15 protein-coding genes are annotated in these 19,795 nt (G+C 58.4%); 2 read left to right on the top strand and 13 right to left on the bottom strand.

Annotated features, from left to right (window positions below; genetic code table 11):
• Positions 1-75: 75 nt before the first annotated feature.
• Positions 76-714: a hypothetical protein gene (locus KF841_07135; protein MBX3395128.1), complete on the top strand. Its 639-nt coding sequence runs from the start codon at positions 76-78 to the stop codon at positions 712-714.
• Here KF841_07135 and KF841_07130 read toward each other — a convergent pair.
• Complete coding sequence (locus tag KF841_07130; protein MBX3395127.1) at positions 623-2,221, bottom strand: bifunctional folylpolyglutamate synthase/dihydrofolate synthase; 1,599 nt, start codon at positions 2,219-2,221, stop codon at positions 623-625. The genes KF841_07135 and KF841_07130 overlap by 92 nt on opposite strands.
• A gap of 498 nt (positions 2,222-2,719) precedes the next feature.
• Between KF841_07130 and KF841_07125 the strand changes: the two genes are divergently transcribed.
• A complete protein-coding gene (locus KF841_07125) occupies positions 2,720-3,280 on the top strand; it encodes a polymer-forming cytoskeletal protein (protein MBX3395126.1) in 561 nt (186 codons plus the stop codon).
• 29 nt (positions 3,281-3,309) lie between these two features.
• Here KF841_07125 and KF841_07120 read toward each other — a convergent pair whose 3' ends face one another.
• From KF841_07120 to KF841_07065, 12 genes are all read right to left on the bottom strand, one after another.
• The gene (locus KF841_07120) at positions 3,310-4,089 is read right to left on the bottom strand and encodes a hypothetical protein (GenBank protein MBX3395125.1); all 780 of its coding nucleotides are present in this window, start codon (positions 4,087-4,089) and stop codon (positions 3,310-3,312) included.
• 32 nt (positions 4,090-4,121) lie between these two features.
• Positions 4,122-6,386, bottom strand: a complete 2,265-nt coding sequence (locus KF841_07115) for a DUF4340 domain-containing protein (GenBank protein MBX3395124.1) — start codon at positions 6,384-6,386, stop codon at positions 4,122-4,124.
• A 180-nt stretch (positions 6,387-6,566) separates the two neighbouring features.
• Positions 6,567-9,260 carry a hypothetical protein gene (locus KF841_07110; protein MBX3395123.1) on the bottom strand — a complete coding sequence of 898 codons (2,694 nt, stop codon included), beginning with the start codon at positions 9,258-9,260 and terminating at the stop codon, positions 6,567-6,569.
• A complete protein-coding gene (locus KF841_07105; protein MBX3395122.1) occupies positions 9,251-9,970 on the bottom strand; it encodes an ABC transporter permease subunit in 720 nt (239 codons plus the stop codon). Before KF841_07105 ends, KF841_07110 begins: the two co-directional genes overlap by 10 nt.
• The gene (locus KF841_07100; GenBank protein MBX3395121.1) at positions 9,967-10,935 is read right to left on the bottom strand and encodes an ATP-binding cassette domain-containing protein; all 969 of its coding nucleotides are present in this window, start codon (positions 10,933-10,935) and stop codon (positions 9,967-9,969) included. Before KF841_07100 ends, KF841_07105 begins: the two co-directional genes overlap by 4 nt.
• A 306-nt stretch (positions 10,936-11,241) precedes the next feature.
• Positions 11,242-11,814, bottom strand: a complete 573-nt coding sequence (locus KF841_07095; protein ID MBX3395120.1) for a hypothetical protein — start codon at positions 11,812-11,814, stop codon at positions 11,242-11,244.
• A gap of 277 nt (positions 11,815-12,091) precedes the next feature.
• Positions 12,092-13,579: a catalase gene (locus tag KF841_07090; GenBank protein ID MBX3395119.1), complete on the bottom strand. Its 1,488-nt coding sequence runs from the start codon at positions 13,577-13,579 to the stop codon at positions 12,092-12,094.
• A 255-nt stretch (positions 13,580-13,834) separates the two neighbouring features.
• Positions 13,835-14,482, bottom strand: a complete 648-nt coding sequence (locus KF841_07085; protein ID MBX3395118.1) for a chromophore lyase CpcT/CpeT — start codon at positions 14,480-14,482, stop codon at positions 13,835-13,837.
• Between the two features lie 141 nt (positions 14,483-14,623).
• Positions 14,624-15,475 carry a tetratricopeptide repeat protein gene (locus KF841_07080; protein MBX3395117.1) on the bottom strand — a complete coding sequence of 284 codons (852 nt, stop codon included), beginning with the start codon at positions 15,473-15,475 and terminating at the stop codon, positions 14,624-14,626.
• On the bottom strand, positions 15,472-17,250 hold the full coding sequence (locus tag KF841_07075; GenBank protein ID MBX3395116.1) for a BatD family protein: 1,779 nt from the start codon (positions 17,248-17,250) through the stop codon (positions 15,472-15,474). The genes KF841_07080 and KF841_07075 overlap by 4 nt, the downstream gene beginning before the upstream one ends.
• Before the next feature lie 96 nt (positions 17,251-17,346).
• Complete coding sequence (locus KF841_07070) at positions 17,347-18,531, bottom strand: tetratricopeptide repeat protein (GenBank protein MBX3395115.1); 1,185 nt, start codon at positions 18,529-18,531, stop codon at positions 17,347-17,349.
• Positions 18,528-19,592, bottom strand: a complete 1,065-nt coding sequence (locus KF841_07065; protein ID MBX3395114.1) for a VWA domain-containing protein — start codon at positions 19,590-19,592, stop codon at positions 18,528-18,530. Before KF841_07065 ends, KF841_07070 begins: the two co-directional genes overlap by 4 nt.
• Positions 19,593-19,795: the final 203 nt, after the last annotated feature.

Here is a 19,795-nt window from a genome sequence, read left to right as displayed (position 1 = left end):
ACTGAATTTCGGCGGCATGATTTCGCCCTATGCCCGTCGACGAGGACTACCGAGCCCGGTTATCTTCCGGGAAGAATGACCGACCCGTCTGCCGATCATGATCCTTCTCGCGTATCACCCACTGGCGGCGCCGAAGGGTTCGCGCACAAGCCGGCTCGTGACGACAATCCTGCACCTTCTCCACGCGCTTTCGCCCATGCCACGGGCTTCGTTTATCAATCGGTCGGATTCATTCTTGCATCGATGATGTGCTGCTGGTGGCCTGCGAACTGTTGGCAGGATCGTCTGCCCGTCACGCAGCTGGCAGATGTCTCGCCGGAGGCTCTTCGAAATGCGCCGGCGCCCGACCTGTGGGCCACGGCCGTCGTCGTCTCGACATTTGTGGGGGGCCTGCTGCTCATTGGAGTCGGATTCGGAATGCAGCACGACCGCCTGCGAACCGGCCGACTGCCGATGATCCTGACGGCGGCGATGGGCCTGGTTTTCTGGGTGTATCTGGGATTTTCGATCTTTATTGCCCCGGCATTCGGGCGTATCGCCCTTGGCGCATTGGGCGCCCTGGGGTGGACGGTGATGTTCCTGCTGGCCGGGGTGTCGAATGAACAGATGCGCGCGAATCCGCCTACGCAGTCTGAACAATCATGGACATCGCGCGATGAGGATGAGTTTCGAAAATCGCTTTCGCCTGACTCACGAGATAGAACGAACCGGTAATGCAGATCAGGTCTTCCCGGGTGATGGCCTTCTCAGCAATTTCGAGCGCTTCCTCAAGACTCTGCGACACCTGTGCCATGCGACCCGACACTTCCGCGAACTTGGCAGCGAGATCAGCGGGGTCCGCGGAGCGGGGCGACTTGATCGGCGTGAAGATGATCTTGTCGGCGCCGAGCTGAATTTGGCGCAGCATGCCGTCAATGTCCTTGTCTGAACAACAGCCGAAGATGACGACCATGCTGTCGTACGGGACATTCTGGCCGATGGCACGCATCAATGCTTCAATGCTGGCGGCGTTGTGCGCGCCGTCACCAAGCACGCGCGGCTGGTCACAGAGCATTTCCATGCGGCCCTGAAGTCTGACCCGCGAGAGTCCGCTGATCGCACGCTCATCGTCGATTTTGAAGCCGCGGTTCTTCAGTTGATCGAGCATGCCGAGCGCCACACCGCAATTGATCGCCTGATGTTCACCCACCAGGGGCACAAGCAGATGATCGAAGTGACTGGTCGGTGTGGTCACGCAAATGCGCGCCTGCGGCCCTCCACGGGACGCCTCAAAGCGGTAGCTGAACCGAATCTCATCGCCGGCAAAGTAGAGCTTGGCACCAACCTGCTCCGCCACGCGCTTAAGCACCTTCTTCACGCCGGAGGGCTGAGGCGCGGCAACCACGGGGATGTCGGGCTTGAAAATGCCGGCCTTCTCTTCGGCGATCTGCTCGACGGTGTCACCCAGCTGCGCCATGTGATCCAGACTGATATTGACAATGCCGCACACTTCGGGCTTGACAAGATTCGTCGCATCGAATCGCCCGCCAAGACCGACTTCGAGTACGGCGACATCCACCTGCTCCTCGGCAAAATGGAGAAATGCAATCGCGGTCAGGATTTCGAAGAAAGTGGGGCGATCGCTCTGCGGGTATTCTCGCGAAATCTCCGCGACTTTTGCGATCAGCTTGGTCAGCGTCTGCTTGGGGATCAGTTCGTCGTTGATTGCGATGCGCTCGCGCAAATCCACAATGTGTGGCGATGTGTACACGCCGACCTTAAAGCCGTTGTTCGCCAGCATTTGAGAAAGCATTGCGGCCGTCGAGCCTTTACCTTTGGTCCCGGCGATGTGAACACTCTTGAATTTCTGTTCAGGGTGGCCAAGGTCCTTCAGGAGTCGGCTCATTCTGGCGAGCGTGAAAGCGCCGCGCGCTTGCCGCTTCGGCGGCCGACGCTCGTAATTGACCTGCAGCGCGAGGAAGTCCAATGCAGACTGGTAGGTCTTGATCGGCTTGAGGCCCAGCGCCGCTTCGCACAACGAGGCTCGCTTTAGGGCGGCTCGGTTGGGGCGAGGCGCTTTCAGGACCGTGGCGGCCTGCGCCCGCGTTCGTGAAGATTTGGCGGGCAATTTATTGGCCCTGGTTTGCTGACTGGCTTTCGGGGATCGTCCCTTTCGAGCGGGTGCATCCACCTTCTTGGACTTGCGTCCCGTCCGCGAACTGGGTGAGCTTGACTTTGCCATATGAAGAATATCCTAAACGAGCGGGGCGGCGATTGTCAACGAAATCGCACTGATTGGACGGATTTGGTCGTCGTAACGCCCTAAGGTGGCGAGAGTTAGAGTTGTGAATTGCTCGTCACTGCAATCGAACATTTACCTAATCTGGTCTCTCGCTCGGCGTCGTTTCATTAAGCTTGAACAGACTTTGCGCAAATTACCCACACGATATGAACCATTCTCACAGGGTGAGTTCCACATTGCGGAAAGGACGCCGCACATCCTTCGAATCATCTGACTTATCCCTCCCTATACAACGAGCCTGGACCCCTTCGAGTTCGAGGAATCCTCCGCCAGCATATCCGGGTATGCCCGGTTTCGGTTCGTTGGGACCTCGTTTTGACGCCGGCACTGCCGGCCGCGCGATCCGTGGTGCGAAGATTTACAGGCCGATCCATGATTGTACCGTTGGAATCGGCGCGAAAATCGGGATAATACTTTGCCCACTCGCATGAGGAGCTGATGAGCGATCCCGCGACAACCAAGATTGTCCGCTGCTGCCACTGTCGCGGAATGATGCGCGTCGCGGCGAAGGCCTTATCCGTCTTTTGCCCGCACTGCCAAAAGAGGGCGACGCTGGAGAGTTTGCGAATTGTCGGTGCGCATCCCGGGCGGACGCTCGCGACCTGCGGAGATATTCTGGTTGAGGCGCCGGCCCAGTTAAACGTCGAGATCACCGCCAACAATGTTACGATTCGCGGAAAGGTCAACGGCTCGGTTTTTGCGAATGAGTGCCTGGAGGTCGATTCGACCGGGCGGATTTATGGAGATGTTCGCGCCGGAAAACTGGTCGTTCGCGACGGCGGCGTGATTCAAGGGCGGATCGAGATGCTGCCGCCAACGGGCCAGCGCAGCGCCGGTTCAAAAGTGACATCGCCTGCCAGGCCGGGCTCGGAAACACACGAAGGCGCCGTATCGGAGCGGAGCCTGCCGCCTGCGCCCGCGGTGCCAGGCGGATCGCATTCAAGGGCGCCCGCGCTTCCCCGAGCTCCGCAGCAAATCAGGCCGATTCGACTGGATTGAATTCCAGCGGCGCTTACCACCGTGCCCGATTATTCAATCGCTTTTGCGGCCTTCATGGCCTGTTCCTTGGCGACGGGATCGTCGAATCCCTTCTTTTTGCAAATTGCAGCGATGATTTCGGGAAAGCGTTTGAGGTGGTATTCATCCAGACGAACGCGCCGTTCCGCGCCGCCGTCGGCCCAGACAAGGTCGACCCAGCCTTTCTTGATAAATCGCGTGGACTCGAGCGATTTCATGTCTTCCCATTTCACATGACCGACGAAGCGGTATGTCATGCCGGTGTCATCAACGCGGCAATGTGTAAGCATGATGCGAATCAGGAATACGCTCGTGACGACGCCGACCGCCGCAAGCACCCACCCGATGATCCGTTGCGAAATGAGATCGGTCATTTTGTGACCGGTGGTCTTGCCGACGGGCTCATACAGCATGCCGCCTCGCACAGTGAATTTGATTCGATAGTCCGGGCCGAAGTAATAGATTTCATCGGATGATTCGAAGGACGGCGGCCCTCCGAACGCCGCGATCATTGCATCACGCTGAGCGGATGCGCTCAGCTTGCTTGTGATGGTCGTGATTTCCTGGCTGATCTCTTTTTCGCGGCTGGAATTGATCCTTGAATAGACGACGGCACGGGATGCCGCGTCGCGATCCTGCGGATCGATCGCCTTCAGGTGTTCTTCGAAGTTGGCTTTTTCATAGCCTTTGTATCCGTCGTAAAGAAAGGCCGCGCCGAAGCCCGCCACCATCAGAAAAAACAATCCGTTCCGGACAAGACGCTCTGTCTTGGGCCCGCTTTCGATGTGCATGTTGTTCCTTTTGTATCGGGCCGAGGCCAGGCTCAGGATGCTCGCTGGAAATCAGTCACTTTCACTATCAATTTGGCGATATCTTCCGCATTAATCACGAAGACCCGATTGGGAGCGATAGAAGACATCGCATAGCGGCCACCATCGGCGGGGCCACGCGGTGAAATCATGAGGTTCGACACATGATCGGTGTCGTCCGTGACGCGAATCGTCAGTTCCGGCGCGTCCAGTCCGTACTGGGCAAGCTCGGCGTCCGAGTACTTCACGTATCGGCTCGCTTTCAAGTCGCGCAACGTCGCCAGGACCGGGGTCACTTTGTTCGCATCGACGGCGAACGTAGCTTCGCCGACCAGTTTCCATGCGTCTCCGTTGAATTCAAACGTGAATGGCGCCCCACCCTCGAACGCAAGCTTCCGAATTTTCGCCGGTTCGATCACGAAAACGTTTGTATCGAGTAGTTCCGCGTCGAGGTTGTTGGCGACCAGTGCGTCGATCTCGCAGATCGTTGCGCCGCCTTCGCGCATGGCGTAGATCAGACCCGCATGACGGGCGACTCGAACTGTTTCGACGATTGGCTGTGGCTCCAGCGCGTCGGTCGGCTGGGTCGATGGAGTCGGCGGCTGAAGGTGGATGACGGCCTTCGTTGCGGTATCCGTCAGCCCGTAGTTCGCCGCTTCGTTCGCCAGCGCGACGACGCTACGGCCGCGCAATGCGGAAAGATCGGCGAGGATTCTGGTGACGTTGCCTAATTCGGCTCGTCCCGAAACCGGCGCGGTCAGGGACCACGTGCCGTTCGTCTTTTCCGCGATGAGCGTTTCGTTCGGGCGGATCACATCCAGCCGAATGACATTGGACGAATCGAACGAGATGATCTCCCGCGTCCGAAACGTGACGGGGCGCCGCCGCAGTTTCTCGGCGGCCGCACTCGGAATCACTGCAATGAACTGGTCGGTGAGATTCTTCAAATAGACGCCGGTTCTGCTTGGGGTCTCGCTGCCCAGGGCCAGGCTGATTGGCGATAGATCTCCCTCGATTGTGAGTTCAATCGTGACGCTGGGATTCGCGAGCCCGTATTCCGGCAATTCCGTCGCCTCAAAGCCGAGCACCCTGGTATCACGCAGCGTCTTGATCAACTCGTCGACTGCGGCGAACTCAGCCGGCGCCGAATTACCATCATCTCCTGCGATGGTCCACGTGCCGCCCGTACGCACCAATTGGACGGATTCGCCGCCCATTGTGAGCTTGATCGTGCTCGCGCGGTCGAACTGCGCCATTGCAAGTCGTTTATCGCGAAGGTCATTTGCGGTCGGACCGGCATCCTTGAGCAGGGTCTCATTGACCTGGAAAACTGCACTCGACGCGGGCTCATTCAGCTTCGCGAAAACGCGGTTTTCGGCAGCGCCGCCGAACGCGACTTCAATCGCCCTGGTCTCGACATCATACTCGACCGGCATCGGCTGGGTGGTCGGCCCTTCAAACTCCGGCGCGGGCTTTGGCGTCTTCTGTTCCGTGGTGACGCGCACGATCAGTCGTGGGCTTTCAAGGCCGTAGGGCCTCAACGATCGGGGCTGGTCTTCGACGAATTGCAGGGCGTTCATGTTGGCGATCGCATTAAGAACCTTGTTTACGGATTGAAGATCCGCGCGTGCCCGGACGGGATCTTCGAGCATCCAACCGGAATCCGCCTTCACCAGTCGGCAATTCTCCGAGCCGCTGATGTCAATCCGAACAGCGTCTCCTATCTTGAATTCGGATAGGCGCTTACCGCGGTAGTCCGACAGTTTTCGGCGGAGTTCGGAGTTGATATCACCGGTGACGGCGTAGATGGTTTGGTCGCCCTCGATCTGGGCGTAGGTTTTTCGTGAAAGCTTCTGCGCGGCGCCGACACGCACGACCACGGACTTTCCGTTCTTGCGCGTGAGCTTGATGACGCGGAGCGGCCGAACAAGGGAGGTAATTTCGTCGGAGGGTCGATCAGGGTCAGATGCCTGGTACGCCTGTTCATACTTGAGTCCCACGATCTTCGTGAGGTCGTCGTTGATGGTGAAATTCTCCGCGACGGCGGTCGTGGGGGCGGTCATGCGCCATCGTTCGCCATCGCGAACGAAGATGCATGTCGGCTCATCACCCTGCTTGAACTCGTACCCGGTCACATCGTCCACCGCGAAGCCCAGGAGAGGCTTCGGCGAGAGATCCAATGTTTCGTCGACCGCTTCCTTTGATGGCATGCTGAACCAGACGCCGACAACGGCGAGCAGCAATGCAATCACAAGAACGATTGTCGTTTTCGGATTCATCGCGTTTCTTTCATAACAGACAGGTGCGAATCTGTCGGTGATTGCGGCGAGTGGCGTGCGGCCGTATCGCGTTTCGCTTCACCGGTTCTTCCTGCGCCGACATGTTCCAATTGATTTCATCGCCATCACGACGAGCGCACCTGCGCCTCCAGTTTCCGTCAGTTCGTCCACTTTTGACCTTCATCGCCGCCGGAACATCCAGATGACGAATCCGGAAGCGAATACCACTGCCGGCCAGATCAGCCACACGAATACGCGAGCGAATGCCAGTTCTTGTTCCGAGATTGCACGAATTCTCGGCACAGGAACAGGGCCGCGACCGATGAAGTTCTCGGTGCCGTTGAGCCAGTACATGGTATTGACCACCAGGTCGAGAGATTCCTTGGGTGGTGACTCGAACCTCGCGCGTTCGGTGTCGGCCAGAATCGACGATTTGACATATCGATCGCGGAGGCTCGCACCAAAGGCCAGCAGCGCGACCCGGCTTTCGGGTTTTTCGCCGGCGGCCGCGCGGGTCGCGGCCACCATCAGGTCAAACGGACCACGCTCGGTGGCTTGCGACATCCGCACGACACCGCGGTCGCGCGACGTATTGATCTGATTCACGATATCGATGAGTTGCTCGATCGAGACCGCGATATAGTCCTCTCGCCGCGGGACCTCGATCAACACGTCGCTCCTGACACCGGCGGGCGGCGTCTTGGCGCGGTCAATCCGGACACAATCGGTCACGAGGAAGCGCGTGCCGATCTGTGGTGCGGCAACGGGATGATCCGTGAAGCCGGTGATCGGCATGTAGCTGAATTTTCGAACTCCGACGAAGAAGCCGTCGGGCGTCTGGTTGTCAACCTCGATCGACAGGATCCGCTTTGAGGTGTCCAGCGTCATGCCCCAGTCAGATTCCAGCAGCGGGTTGTATCCGAATTGCGGCGTTTTGTAGCTGCGTTCGAACATGCCCGCGGGAATGACTTCCCATGCGCCGACGAACAGCGCCCGCGCACCCGCGTCAAGCGCCTTTCGAATCTGTTCCAGTTGCTCATCGCCAAATCGGGGTTCTTCGGTCTGAGGAGCGAAAGGATTGGGCATCGCAGGCGGCGCAGGCGGAAGGACGATCAGCAGATCGTTCAGGCCCGCTTCAATCTCCGGTCGCTCCGGTGTCGTGGCGAGATTCCAATCGTAGATTCGGAAATTTGCGGCATCGAGCCGCGAACGCAGTTCACTCAATTCGGCCGTCGGTACCGCACTTTGCGGAGGTGGCGGCATGAACGGATTCCGCTGCTGGGGTGGAGGGGGCTCGAAGGAGACGAATGTCACCGCCGCGATCGGCTTGTCAGTGCGCAAGGCCAGCAATGCCGAAGAGACGGCCGCATCGCCGTTGAACGTGCGCGCGACGTCGCGATCATCCGATCCGGAACCTGGAATGGTCTCGCGAGCGGGCCACACGGCGTCAAACTCAAGGACGCGGAGCTTCTGATTGACCTGTACGATTACATTGTTGTCTTCGACCAGTTTGCCCGCGACATTTCCCAGCTTCAGTTCCGGCAGGGCCGATAGTTTCTCAACGAGCTTGGCGGCGAATTCTGTCTGTTCCTTGAAGAGCCCTCCGTCGCGGGCGGCCCTCAGGAATTCGGCGGACCCATCGTCCAACGTCGCCAGCCGATCCGCCAGTTCCGTCAAGAGACGCTGACATGCCGACGCGCTTTGGTCGAGGCGAACGGTTTCGGATCGAATGACTCTCAGTGCCTGCGACATCTGATCCGGGTCCTTCGAGTCGATGATTCCCAGAAGCTGTAGCCGGGTTTTCGAAAGTCCGCCGCGAATGTCGGACAGAATGTCGGCCACTTCCATTTGCATGACAATCGGCCCGTTCTGGACTCGGGCGGACCAGCGGCTGTGCTGCCGAACCATCGGAAACTGCTTGGCCAGGGCATCGATGTTCTTTACGATGCCTTCAAGCGTTGCGCCGACCTGCTGCCCGGCATCGGCATAGCGCTTAAGTGTCGCACCGACATCATCCGGAAAGGGATCGTTCGGAGCGCCAACGGTCAGCCGGAGCGAATCGATCTGAGATTTTGCCGAGTCTGCCGCTTCGCGGAGCATTTTCACGCTGGCCGAATCCGCCCGCGCGACGTTGTCGGCGAGGCGAGCCAGCTCATTCGACAGCTTTGATACGGCTTCAAGCGTTTTCTGCACTTCGGTCACAGCGGTTTTGGCACGCTCGGTCGCTTCGGCGAATTTCGGAATTCCGCCTTCGGGCGTGAGGGCTTCAATGTCAACAGCCGCTTCGTCCAGGTCCTTCGCAATATCGCGGAGGTTCAGAACGATCTGTGCGAAGAGCGGGAAATCGCTGAGCCAGGTTTCCTGTCCGAGGATCGAATCCGTCTGAGCCGCGATACGGGCCAGTTCGACCTCAAGTTGTGTGCGAAAAGTCCTGAAGTCGGCCAGAGCGGCCTTGTGCTGATCGGCTTCACCGCCCAGCGTCTTGTTGAGTTTTGCGGCAAGTTCCTCGCGCTGTCGCGCTGACGAGACGTGCGTCACCTTGATTTTATCAGAAAGCGACGCCAGGTCGCCGCAGTAGTCCATCAGGCGTTCGATGTAATTCTGCTGGCTTTTGTTCCTCGGATCCGGCGCATAGACGACCGAAATGGAAATATCACCCGGTGTTTCCGCGACAATCTTCTTGGTTCGTTCGCTGACGCCGAGGTTTCCGATCGTCGCAATGTCCTTGCGAACCGACCGCATCGTGGCCAGCCAGTTCAGGACGACGACCAGCGCGACCGCTAGGACCACGCTCAGCGCGACGTTGGCGCCGATCGCCAGAGGCCGGCCCGTCCTGTCCGATTCACTCGGGGTTATGCTCGAATTCACCGCCATCGACGCGACTCCAATACCTTGACCGTGAGGAATAGGAAAAGCCCGGTGCCAGTGATGAAAAACACGAGATCCTTCGTGTCAAATATGCCTTTGCTGAAATTCTGGAAATGGAACAGCACGTTCACATGGCTCAGTACGAGCCTCCACTGGCCGCCCTCCAGCGACGCGAAGGTGTCAATCAGAATCGTCAGCAGCGCTAAAACGGCCGTTCCGACAATCGCGGCGACAAGCTGGTATCGGGTCACCGCACTTGCCAGAAGTCCGACGGAAATGTACATCGCGCCCAGCAGGATCATGCCAAGATAGCCATAGAGCAGGGCGATGACATCCTGCTGGCCGTAACGTGACAACAACCAGACGTGAACGACTGTCGACGCGAGCAGGGTGAGATAGAAGGCAAATACGCCGAGAAACTTTCCGAGTACGACTTCCACGTCGCTGATCGGCGCTGTCATGAGTGTTTCAATCGTGCCGGTCGCGAATTCGTCTGCGATGAGTCGCATCGTCAACATGGGAATGGCGAAGATGAGCAGCCAGGCCATGCTGTCGAGCATGAAACGCATCGAAGCCTCGCCGCCGTCGATCAGCGTGTTGGACATGAACAGGTAGCCTGAAGCCACGAGGAAGACCGTGGCGACAATGTAGGCAACCGGCGAGAGAAATGTCGCCGATAATTCTCGCTGGGTCAGTGCGACCACACGAGCGATCATTCATGCACCTCCCGATTGCTTGGACGCTGCTTGGACATTTGTTCGGCCGTGATTCGTACGAAGAATTCCTCGAGGCTGCCTTGCTCGAGGCGCAGCTCGCGGAGGCTCCAGTTTTTCTCACGCGCCAGTTTGAAGATATCTTCACGGGGGTCGGCGTCTTTGCTGGTTTCCACCATTAACCGGCTCCAGGCATTCTCGGTGGTGCAGTCCACCTTCTTGACGCCGCGAATTTTCGAGATCGCCGGCTCGAGTTCGTCGGGCCTCCCGGCAATTTCGGCAATCAGACGCGATCCCTCCCGAATTCGGGCCTTCAGTTCTTCGGGCGAGCCGGATGCGACAATCGAGCCTCCTGCGATGATGATCGTTCGTTCGCAGGTGGCTTCAACTTCCGGGAGAATGTGACTCGAGAGCAGGACGGTATGCCGCTTGGCGAGTTCGTGAATCAGATTGCGCGTCTCGCGGATCTGGGTCGGGTCGAGGCCGACAGTCGGTTCGTCCAGAATGAGCACCTTCGGATCGTGCAGCAGGGCGTCGGCGAGTCCCACGCGCTGCTTCATGCCTTTCGAAAGCTGGTGGATCGGTCGATTGATAAAATCGCCAAGCCAGCAAAGGTCCGCTACCCGCCGAATGCCTGCGTCGCGCGAGGCTCGGTCCATTCCGCGAATCTTCCCGCGGAAGTTAAGGTATTCGCGTACGCGCATCTGTACATCGAGCGGCGTGCTCTCGGGCAGATAGCCGATGACACGGCGGACCTCCATCGAATTCCGGAAAACATCGAATCCCGCGACCGACGCGGTGCCGTGTGTGGCCGGCATGTAGCACGTCAGAATGCGCAGGGTCGTCGTTTTCCCAGCGCCGTTTGGCCCGAGGAAGCCGACGATCTCGCCCTCTTCAATGTGAAATGAAATGTTGTTGACCGCCCGGCGGTCACCATACATCTTGGTGAGATTCTTCACTTTGATCATGGTCGAATCTCGACAATGCCTTCCAAAGTACTATGGCGTTCCCAGTCATGACGGCGAATCCGTCACCCGGCCCATCCCGGAGGCGTGTTTTGGACCGCAAGCTGTAGCCAGCAATACACTTACAATCGAACTTCGCAGTATCTAATACAACCCGCATTGTTCGTCAACCCTGTCTTGACCCTCGTGACGAAGTCGTGACGAAGCTCGCAGATAGCGGGGAGTCCCCCGTGGGACTCCGCTGGAATTAGACGAATCTCCCGCGAAAATCCTCTCAGCGGTGTCGATCGATCCGGTTCTGGTTAGCGGTTATTCAGGTTTTGATGGGTTCTGAGATGCGCCCTCGGAGCTGTCGGCGGGAATGCTCTCCATCCCGCGGTCGCCGGGACTCGAACTCGGGACCAGGATTTTACCCCCGTCCGAGCGGCGCGGCCGCGGATTGTGTGGCACGACCAAGCGGCCGCAATCGGGGCACTTGGTCGGCCCCGGCTTACCGGCCTGTTCGTTGAGGAGAACGTAGGTCGGAGTGTCCTTTATCTTCCCGTCCTTGGTCCAATAGCACTTTTCGGCAGGGTAACCGGTGTTCTTCTTCGAAAAGGGTGAGAGAACGGGCGATGGCTCGCCAGATCGGCGCACATGCGCGAAGGTCTTGCCCGTCTCGCTGCAGATGTACATGACGGGGACCGTGTCGGGCGCTTCCTGCGGAGGATTCGAGAAAGTGCGCCAGGCCAGATAGCCCGCGCTGCTGAGTAACGCGATCGAGATGAGCAGCCCAAACGGGCCGGACAGCGGGCGAACGGATCGTGCGACGGGGTCTCGAGGATTATTCGAATCGGGAATGGAAGGCTGATTGGTTCCGTCAGTTGTGGATTGAGTCGTCAAGGGGCACCTCTTCGACCGATTTGGGATGGCGAGCGACCAGCGTAAACGACCAACGACCAATACACCTGTATTGTACGGCCCATCTTGATGGAATACCACCGGTCCGTATGAAGAAACGGCGGCACCACTCGGCGTTTTTAACGCTTCGTCACCGGACAGGAAGAAGGCCCGCGGCGCGCCAACCGCAGGCCTTCGTTTGATCGCAGCGTGGACACATGGCATGAGCGCGGTTGATGATTCACGAACCCGGCTTCATAGTAACTTTGCGCTTGGCGAATCAGGATCTTGTCACCGCCGGTTGGGCGCCCGAGTACTTCTTCGCAGCCAGCCCCAGTTTCTCCGCGACACGGCGTCCGTAGTCCGGGTCGGCCGCGAAGAAGTGCGGAAGCTGTCGTTCCTGTACCTCCAGACGGGCCTGTCGCAGAACGCCGGCGATGCGCGTCGTCAAGCGATCGCGATGGGCGTCGTCAAACAGGCGATACAGATTTCCGACCTGAGTGAAATCGTCGTGGTCCTTCGTCGAGTCGAATCGATCGACGACAACCTCACCGAGTTGCCAGGCAGGATCCTTGAATTGCGCGCTCGGCATCGGCGAGCCTTCTCGGCTGTTCGGCCAGTAATTCGGACGCCCGCCAAAGTTTTGTGCCGAAGACATGGCACCGTCACGCATGTAGTTGTTGACGGGACAGCGAGGCTTGTTCACCGGCAGTTCACGGTAGTTCACTCCGATGCGGTGAAGATGGGTATCGGCATAGCTCATGAGCCGGGCCTGAAGCATCTTGTCGGGGCTGGCGCCGATTCCTGGGACGAGCGAGCTGGGATTGAATGCCGACTGTTCCACCTCCGCAAAGTAGTTCTCCGGATTCCTGTTCAGCTCGAACACACCGACCTCCATCAGCGGGTATTCACTGTGCGGCCAGACCTTGGTCAGGTCGAACGGATTCCAGCGAAACTTCTCGGCCTGTCCCTGCGTCATGACTTGAATATACATCTTCCATTTCGGAAATTCGCCGCGCTCAATGGCCTCGAACAGATCGCGCTGGTGGGATTCCCTGTCGTGACCGATGATCGCCGCCGCCTCATCATCCATGTAGTTCTTGATGCCCTGTTGGGACTTGAAGTGAAACTTGCACCAGATGCGTTCGTTCTTTCCGTTGATGAGCGAATAGGTATGGCTGCCGTATCCGTTCATGAATCGATATCCCGCGGGGATGCCGCGGTCGCTGAACAGAATCGTTACCTGATGCAGCGATTCCGGACACAGCGACCAGAAGTCCCACTGCATATCCATGCACCGCATGTTGGTCTTCGGGTCCCGCTTTTGCGTATGAATGAACATCTGAAACTTGTACGGATCGCGAACGAAGAACACCGGCGTGTTGTTGCCGGTCATGTCCCAATTGCCTTCCTCGGTGTAGAACTTAAGCGCGAATCCTCGCACGTCGCGTTCGGCGTCGGCCGCGCCGCGTTCGCCCGCGACAGTACTGAATCGAGCGAACATTTCCGTTTTCTTGTTCACCTTGTTCAGGAACGCTGCTTTGGTGTATTTGGTAACGTCGTGGGTGACGGTGAAGGTTCCGTATGCGCCGGAGCCTTTGGCGTGCACAACGCGCTCGGGGATGCGTTCGCGATTGAAATGCTGCATTTGTTCGAGCAGTTGTACATCCTGCATGAGCAACGGCCCACGCGGGCCGGCCGTCAGCGCCTGTTGCTCGCCGATCGGCGCGCCGTCATTGGTGGTTAGGGTTGGGGGTTTCTTTGCCATGATTCAGATTCTCCAAAGTTACAGGTCTGTTCGACATGAATAATGTATGTGCCAGGACCGTTCGTCTGACGTGTCCGCTTATGACTGAGTTGCATTCGAGGTGCCGCGAAGAGGTCGTCTGAGACGCCGATCGTCACGGACTGGCAACCTATTGGAGGAGTATAGATTGGCGAATAGGCGGCGGCATCGTGGTCGCTCGCATAGTTGGAGAGCAGGACAGAGGGCCTGTCAGCGGCGATAATCGGACTTCACCGGTCAGGTTCCCCGATTTGTCTGCCGGTTCTCGAGATCGCTTGGGCTATTTCGCGGCGGGCTGCCGTTTGAAAACGTATCCACCATGGGTCGCGCCCAGGTCTGTTTGCCTTCGGCGTCGTAACCGCGGTCCCAGGCGACCAGGCGGTCCGCCAAGATGACTGCCTTCGAGGTGACATAAGCGGCACCGCGAAAATCAGACTTGCATCCGTCGTCGATGGTGCTTCCGCGGAAGGCACCTTCGGGCGTGCGCTTCAGGACAACTTTGCGTCCCGGACGCGGGATCGGGGCATCGACGGAGAGCCCATCGAGCAGCGCCGGCGAGCGCCACGCTCCGGCATATTGCAGTGGATCGCCTGGCAACTCGTGGATATCGCTTTCAAACGTCGCATTCCTGCCCATGGTGAGTCTGTAGATTCGCTGTCGATAGGGTCGATCGGCACTTGCTGTCATCGCCTGCTCGACATAGAACCATCGCCCATCGCGTCGTTCGGGCCAGATGCGCGAGATGTGCAGTCGGATTTCGAAGTAGTTCTCGGGATCGACTTGATGCTGCTCGGAGCTTGAGCAAGTGCCGGTCATCCATTTGCTCAATAGATCGAAGTCGCGCTGCTTGGATTTACAGCCCGCATTCAGACCGACGAGTGTCATTCCAATGAGCACATTCAACCGGATTCCAGCTCAATTGGCGGCACCGGCTCGTTTAAGCCGTTCTTCAACGCACACGTCGATGTCCCTCGGGCTGCATCAACCCGGCGGACCGCAACGATCGATCAAGGTGATCGAGCCGGATTAGATTATGGTAGTCTGATCCGCGCGGAGCCAGCCGTCCTTGCCGTCCGGCAATTCGACGTGATGCCAGTATTCGCCCGTGCCGCTGGGGAGCGACTCCAGAATTCGAAACTCGACTCCCGGCGGAAGCTGATGATCAAGCATCGGGTCATAGGCTTCGCCGTTGCCGGCGCGCATTGTTGCGGCGTTCGCCGTCACGACGCCCTCCGTCATCTGCCCCGTGGCACCCGCGTCGACGACCGCACTGATTCCCGCCGCGACCGCGATCAGTCCCATCACGACAGTTGTCGCGATCATCGCGGGCACGCGTCGGCGGGGTCGCAGCATCAGTAGCATCAAGACCCAGAAAAGGGTATATGCCGCAAATGCGACACTGGATCTCGCCTTCGGTGAGGTGTCGTGGTGCCAGAACAGCAGCGTCTGAAGAACCGCCGTGGTCGCACGGGGCTCGATGTGTACTTCGCAAAGGCTGCGAGCATAGGCAAGATTTCGTCGAACATCCGGGTCGCCGGGCACGAGCCGCAGCGCACGTCGATAGTTAACGATGGCTTGTCCAAGATCGTTCAGTCGCATGTAGGTATTAGCGATGTTGAAGTAGAGTCGACCGTTTCTGATGCCCGATTGTTCGACTGAGAGGAAGCTGTTCAACGCGGCTTGAAACAGCTTCCGTGCATCTTCGCCATGAGGATCCTTGAAGGTGAGTGCCTGATCGAACATCCTCAATGCGTCCTGGAGCATCGCGCGGCGATCCAGTCCCACGGCGGCAATCGTTGAATCCGGCGCGCCGACCGACGGCTTCGCCGGCTCGAAAAATGCGAAAAACGAGATGACGCAGGCCAGAAGATGTATCATGTCAGATCAATTCTCTCCAGTGCGTCGATCAGGCGTTGCGCCCGATCAGCGGCATTTGCCGCGGACTTCGTGACCCCGCCTGCGTAACGTATCATCTCCAGTTCTTCAAGCAGAAGATCGGCTTCGGTTATCAATTCGCTCTCGACAAGTCGTGTTTTGAGCTGATCGACAGCCTCGACGCGTGTTAATCCCGCGCCCGGAAGATTGATGCGATCAGCGATGTAATTTATCAGAGCGTGAGCGACCTTCTCGGAACTCGAATCGCTCTTAGCGCGCGCAAGACACCGGAATGCATTCGAGCGTGCTGATCGACGTCGTGCGAGCGCCGCATCCAAACGATATCGATCCGATCTTCGAACCATCACGAGCGCCCCGAGGTAGATCACGGGCATTCCGGCGGCGAACGCCAGCGGCAAGACACCGATGCGCCCGGACTGGTCAGCGAGCAGCCCATCAAGATTCGAGTAGTTTGCCCGCAGCCCGGAAGCGGTTTCCGAGAGTGGCGTCATGGTCGGCGCGCTACCGCCGGCTGCGCCGTCAGGCATTGCGACGCGCTCCGCGGGCCGAACCGAAATCGGGATCGCGGCGCTCCAGGCGGTACCGTAGGCGCCGGATTCCGGATCAAAGTAGCTGAACGGTAGCGATGGGATTTCCGTGACGCCTGTCCGCAGCGCGCGAATTGTCTGGATGAATGACTTGGATGCCTGTGTCATCTCACCGGTCAGCGCTTCTCCGGACAATTCGAATCGATCAGTCAACGCGTCGACTCGATCCAGCAGCGGGGGACTGATTCGATCGAGTGCGGCGCTGCCCCGAACGGTCATCGTCAAGGTAATCGGATCACCGACTGGAACAGAGACCGGCGTGGCCGTGGTCGTGAAATTGAATCGTCCAATTGCACCGTTGAAGTCGGCGGGGCGGCCATCTGTGGGTAGCGGCTTGATCTCGAACGGCGGGATAGTGGGCCGCAAGCGGAACTGCCGCTCAGGCCGTCCGTGTTCAAGGGTCATGAATCCCCGCCGAAGCCACGTCGGATAAGACCATCCGATCAATATGTCTCCGAAATCGAATGGACCGATCTTGCTTGGGTAAATGGTGGTTTCCCACGAGAACACGAAGTGATCAGTGAGGATGCCGCGCTCGTCACGTAGTTTGACTGTTCGATAGTTCGGGGAGTTCGACAGTGCATCGGTGAAGACCCCGAATCGCGACACATTGAATCGGGATAGATTTAACGACATCTGCGCATTGAAAGGCTGTATCCCTTCCTGCTGATACTGCCGCACATAGACTTCGAGCTTCACGCTGACCGGTTCACCGATGTAGGCTGTCGGCCGCGGGACGACGATCTTACAGAAAACAGCGTCCGCCGCGTTACTCGCGCGCTTGGTGACCGAAACCGCGATCGGTTCGGTCTGAAGTGTCGTGCCGGCGTCATTGAGCTTGAAGGAGGGCAGCATCAATCGACCCGCGCGAAGCGGTCGGGCCTCAAAGGTGTACAAGTACGTGACCGTCGAATCCATCTGGCCATTGATGATGGTCACGTTGCTTGATCGCGCGGGGTTCGCCATTCCGGGTGACAGTCGAATCTGAAAGTCCGGTGTGTTGTCGGGAATCGGCGTGGATGCCTGGGTTGGGTTGATGACCGAAACCTGAATCGTGATCGTTTCTTCAAGCGAACATTCGTTCGTGGATACTCCGACCGTCATCTCCGCGGCATGGACCGATGGCGCCATGAACGCTACTGCCAAAGCGGCGACAATCAACGGTACCACGGCGCGCGAAATCCCGGTCTGGTTCCAACGGCCTTGAGAACCGATCGTGACATCACGCGTATGGATTGTTTTTGTTGGTATCAAGCGCATTGGCGACTACCAGTCCTTGTCCACCTTCATGCGGCCTTGCCGCCGTAATTGCGCTTCCCTCTGCATCTTCCGTCGTTCGCGTTCGGCATCGCGGATCTCCTGCAGAAGTCGCAGCGCGTGTTCCTGAGAGCTGTCGCTTTGGGATGCGTCTCTTGCGTTTTGTGAGGGCATTGTGGTGGGTTGGGTCGCAGGCTGCGATGTCGTTTCCGATGCCGCACCCTCCTCGCCCGCTGACAACTCGGACTGTTCGCGATCGGTCTTTTCGTCCTCTTGTCCATCATTCGACTTGGGCGACTCGCTTGATTCCGGCGTCGATTCGCCATTTTGTTTGACGTCGGGCTGAGATTCTTCACCGTCTTTCGGCGGATTCCCGCTGTCGGAATTATCAGATGAAGTCGAGGGTGAACCTTCTTGTTGCTGATCGGAGTTCTGCTCCGAGTTCTGTTCGTTGCCCTCCTGATTCTGTTCGGACGGCGGCTGTTTTCCGTCGTCGGACTGCTGGGTCGAAGGCGATTGTGAACCTTTCTGTTGCTGATTGGAGCTCTGCTCCGAGTTCTTTTCGTCGCCCCCCTGGTTTTGTTCCGATGGCGGGGGCTGTTTCTTCATTTGCTCCAAAAGCCAGGTAAAGTACTGAGCCATGCGATCAGCGGAATCACGATTCTGCCGCGCGTCCGCGTCGTCCTTGTTCAGTGCCAGGGATTCGTCGTAGAGCTTGATGGATTCCTGCAGTTGTTTCAGCGCGCGTTCGGGCTCAAGTCGATCGCGAATCGCGTTTTCCTGGAGCGATCTGGCGCGGTTGTATTTTGCTTTGGCCGCCAGATCAGGGCGCTGCGATCGGATCGCGTTCTGAAACGCGATCTGGGCCTTATCAAATTCTCCCAGACGATAGAGCGCGATGCCTCGATTAAATGCAATCTCGGCCGAGCGCGGAGCAAGATCCGCCGCGTGGTCAAACACCTTCAACGCCTCGTCAGGCTTGTCAGCGGCCAGGAGCGCCGCGCCTTCGTTGATCAGTCTCGCCGCCTCACGGGGAAGCGTTTCAGCCATCGCGAATTTCGGCGCCAGGCAGATCGCGGCGATGAGCATGACCGCGACGCCAGGGAACATTCTTTTCGGGCGGACTGCATGAGTGGGCAATTGCTGCCCGCCAGTCATCTCGTCACCCATGATCGCGAAATCGCCTCGAATCATGTCAGACTCCCGCCGATTTCGGTCTCCAGCGGCGTGCTGCGCCGGTCGTCCATGAACATCTCGATTAGTAGCAGCGCAAGAGCCGCAATGGCGAACCAATGCGCTCGATCGTACAGTCTCTCGGATTGCTGCTCCGATTCATTTTCCTTCAGGCTCGGAAGCAGGCGATTGCGGTAAATCCATTCGAGTGTGCGTTCACGCGATGTCACCTGCCCGCTCGGTTGGTATTCGCCTCCGCCGGCGCGGGCGATCGCATGAAGCTTTTCCGGATTGAGCTTCGTTCGGACAGGCTCGCCTTGATAGGAAAGCAGCGAGCGCATTCCGTCGTTTTCGATCGGAATGAAGGCGCCGTCCCGGTCGTCGCCGATGCCGATTGCGAAGACTCGAATGTTTTGATCGTTAAATGCAGCATGGGCTTCGTCCGTCGCGGTGCCTCCCTGATCCTCGCCGTCGGTGATCAGCACGATCGCTCGTTCCCTGGCCGCCGGAGGTCCGAAGCTACGGCGCGCGGCAATTAGGGCTTCGCTGATGTTGGTTCCACCGAGCGGCGCACTGTGCGGGCCGACATCCTCCAACTCCAATCGATAGAACTCATAGTCATCCGTCAATGGGCAAACCAGCTGAGCTTTGCCGGCGAACGCCACGAGTCCGATGCTTGCCCCAGCCATGCGGTCCAGCAGGCGATTGATATCATCTTTTGCTCGATTCAGCCTCGACATGCCCGCGTCCTCGGCGAGCATGCTGCGAGAAACATCGAGACAGATCATCAGATCGAGCTGTTTCATTCGCGCTTCCTCGTAGTAAACACCCCATCGAGGACCGAGCAACGCCAATGAAACGGCGAGCGCCGCCAATGTGACCAGCGCGACCCGAAAATATTGCCGCGGCCAACTGACAAAGGGCACAAGGAATCCCTGAACCCGCATCGACGCAAAAATTGCCAACGCGCGGCGACGAACCGAAATTGCGTAAATCATTACGGCGCAAACCAAGGCCGCGACTGAGAGCCAAGGCCAGGCGCCGCTGTTTGCCAGGTAGGGTGCAATTGGAGACTCGGACACGGCTTATCTGATTCCCTGCGTCGCTTGGGCCCTATTGAGCCTTCATTAGGAATGAATGACGACGAATTTCGCCAAACCCCGTCGCGATTTTAGGCATTGGTTGCTGGGATGGAAGCGGCATAACCACGGAATTCACACCCCGGATTCGACTGACGAGCGGAATTTTCATTTGAGAAACGAGCGTCTGATTGCGATTTGAGAGG

It is taken from the genome of Phycisphaerae bacterium (assembly GCA_019636475.1).
Taxonomy (GTDB): Bacteria; Planctomycetota; Phycisphaerae; order UBA1845; family UTPLA1; genus JADJRI01.
This window is presented reverse-complemented; position numbering and strand designations above follow the sequence as displayed.